This window comes from Streptomyces bobili, assembly GCF_002154575.1.
GTDB classification, from domain to species: domain Bacteria; phylum Actinomycetota; class Actinomycetes; order Streptomycetales; family Streptomycetaceae; genus Streptomyces; species Streptomyces bobili.
This window is the reverse complement of record NZ_MUBA01000758.1, coordinates 426-2,996: the sequence shown is the minus strand read 5'-3', so window position 1 is coordinate 2,996 and position 2,571 is coordinate 426. Positions and strand designations below refer to the sequence as shown.

The 2,571-nt window shown below is 70.0% G+C and carries 2 protein-coding genes and 2 pseudogenes; 2 read left to right on the top strand and 2 right to left on the bottom strand.

Going from position 1 to position 2,571, the window contains the following annotated elements; all coding sequences use genetic code 11:
* The coding region (locus BZL64_RS42005; RefSeq protein ID WP_279634666.1) for an AfsR/SARP family transcriptional regulator at positions 1-1,427 on the bottom strand (1,427 nt) is incomplete at its 3' end.
* A 485-nt stretch (positions 1,428-1,912) separates the two neighbouring features.
* Here BZL64_RS42005 and BZL64_RS42305 point away from each other — a divergent pair.
* Positions 1,913-2,065 (top strand): annotated as a pseudogene (locus tag BZL64_RS42305) (hypothetical protein); the annotation flags it as partial.
* On the opposite strand, the pseudogene BZL64_RS37295 reads toward BZL64_RS42305, so the two are convergent.
* Positions 2,002-2,196 (bottom strand): annotated as a pseudogene (locus tag BZL64_RS37295) (zinc ribbon domain-containing protein); the annotation flags it as partial. The pseudogenes BZL64_RS42305 and BZL64_RS37295 overlap by 64 nt on opposite strands.
* Before the next feature lie 181 nt (positions 2,197-2,377).
* Here BZL64_RS37295 and BZL64_RS37290 point away from each other — a divergent pair.
* Positions 2,378-2,571, top strand: a 194-nt coding sequence (locus tag BZL64_RS37290; protein ID WP_143663435.1) for a heavy metal-binding domain-containing protein, incomplete at its 3' end; no start/stop codon positions are given.

Here is a 2,571-nt window from a genome sequence, read left to right as displayed (position 1 = left end):
TCGTCGCGGGCGTTGTCCAGGACGAGCAGGATGCGCCGGTGGGTCAGGAGGCTGCGGAACAGGGTGCTGCGGGCGGTGGTGTCCTCGGGGATGTGCGGGGCGGGAACGCCGAGGGCGGTGAGGAAGCCGTGCAGGGCGTCACCGGGTTCGACGGCGGGTGCGTGGGGATGGAACCCGCACAGGTTGACGAAAAGCTGTCCGTCGGGGAAGGACGACGCGATCCGATGGGCATGGTGAACGGCGAAGGTCGTCTTGCCGACACCGGGAGCGCCACCGATCAGCACGATGGGAGCACCGGCCGACCCCGGCCGCCCGGGCGCACCGCTCGCCGCGTACAACCATGCGCTCTCGGTCGTCCGCCCCGTGAACATCGGCAGATCATTCGGCAATTGGGCCGGACACGCCGAAGGAAGTTGCTCGCTTTCCTCGCCGCTCCCAGCCGGGGCGCCGCTCTCACGTGACGGGGCCGCCGCGGTGCCGGGTGCGCCAGTGGCCCCGGCGCGGGGCGTGCCGCCGACGGGTGTGGTTCTCTCCCCTTCTTCCGGCGCTCCGGACGCGGCCGGTCCGTGCGCACCACTGCTGTCCTCGGTGCCCGCACCGGGGCCGGCTGTCGTGCCCGCTGTCCCGGTTGTTCCCGGCCGAGGCAGTGGTGGCAGGTCGTGGCGGAGGATGCCGTCGTGCAGTGCGCGAAGTTGGGGGCCGGGGTCGAGGCCGAGTTCATCGGCGAGGAGCCGGCGCAGGTCCGCATAGCGCTGCAGTGCCTCGGGGTGGCGGCCGGCGGTGTACAGGGCGCGCAGCAGCAGGGCCCAGCCGGTCTCGCGCAGGGGGTGCTCCACCGTCAGTTCCCGCGCCGCCTCCACGGCCTCCGAGGTTCGCCCCTGAAGGAGCAGGGCGGTGGTGCGTATCTCCCGCACGCTCTGCCGCAACTCCGCCAGGCGCGCGGCTTCGTGGGCGGCGAACAGGTGGTGCGCGGCGTCGGCGAGCGCGGCACCGCGCCACATGTTCAGGGCCCCCTCGGCCTCCTGCACCACGTGTCCGGTGAGGCCCTGCTCCAGCAGCCGGTGCGCCCGGGCGGCAGCGCGCTCGAAACGCACGGTGTCCCGGCTTCCGGGCGGAACGCGCAGGGCGTATCCGGCCGGTTCGGTGACCAGTACCCTGAACGCCCCCCGACGCAGGTGCGGAGGCTCCAGGACAGCACGGGCCTTGCTGACGTGGGCATGCAGCGAAGCCGTCGCCCCGCCCGGTGCCCGCCCCGGCTCCGGCGACCACAACTCCTGGCAGAGTGTCTCGGGAGCGACCGCACGGCCATCGGCGAGCAACAGCCGGATCAGGAGCAACCGCTGCTTGCGCCGCCCCGGATCCAGCACCACGCCCGCCCGCCGCACCACCAACGGACCCAGCAACCCGAAATCAAGCGCATGCTCCACAACCGTCACCATCCCCCAGTAGCCCGCTCAAGGGCGTTACAACCCGCCGCCGAAAACGGCGTGCGGGACACCTGAGCGCTTCCTCCGGATGGCTGCCTGAGGGTCGCGACCCCCGTCGCGGTGACCTGTCGGCCCGGAACGGGGAGCGAACGATCGGAGCGGTAGGTACCCCATCGTCCCTTCCCGCATACCGGAAAGGGACATTAGCAGGGCTTGCCGGCGGTCCGGTCGTCCGCTGCCCGGGCGGGGCAGGAGGTGTCCGGCACGCCGTCCGAAGGCTTGAGAGGGGCGGGGCCGCCGCCCTCCCCGCCCGCCACCGTCGGCCCGGCAGGGAAGTGCTCCTTCACCCACCATCTCCCGGGGTTCCCGCCAGTGTCGAAAGCTTGAGTGAGGAACATCCGTGATCGGTTCACGGCTTCGCCGCGTCCTGCTCTCCGCAGCAGTACTGGCAGGCGCCCTTGTGACGCTCAACGCCAGCGGCACAGACCCACTACGGCCAGTGCCCCTCCGGGCACTTCTGCATCTGGCAGCACAACAGTTTTGACTTCCTTCCCCTCCTGAAGGAGGGGGATTCCTACGGCTCGCGCTGTAGGGGTTTCTGCTTCGTCGCCGACTGCCCGCCCGGAGTTTTCCGTTGAGGTCTTACACCAGCTCCACAGACAGACGCCGTCAGCCCGACGGCCAGGATGTTCTTCGCCGCGTTCACGTCCCGGTCATGGGTCGTCCCGCAGTCGCACGTCCAGGTGCGCACGTGCAGGGGCATCTTCTGCCGAGGCCTGTGGTCACGGCCCACGAGGTGCAGGTTCCGGAGTACTCACCGCCCTCACCGCCGGGCCGCAAAGACATGCCAGCCCGGCGAAACGAGGCTGGAGGTGAACCGGCACCGCACCGGCGTCGTTTGGGCAGGTGTTCGGTCATTCATCTCCTTCCATTCCTGAGGCGGTTATTCCATGCCCATTGACGACTACACCGGAGGCCCGGCGCAGAGCTCGGACGTTCTGGTCGTAACCACCAACGAACTGCCCGGATACGAGGTGAAGGAGGTCATCGGAGAGGTGTTCGGGCTCACGGTGCGATCCCGCAACCTGGGTTCGCAGCTCGGCGCCGGCTTGAAGTCGGTGATCGGCGGTGAGCTGAAGGGCCT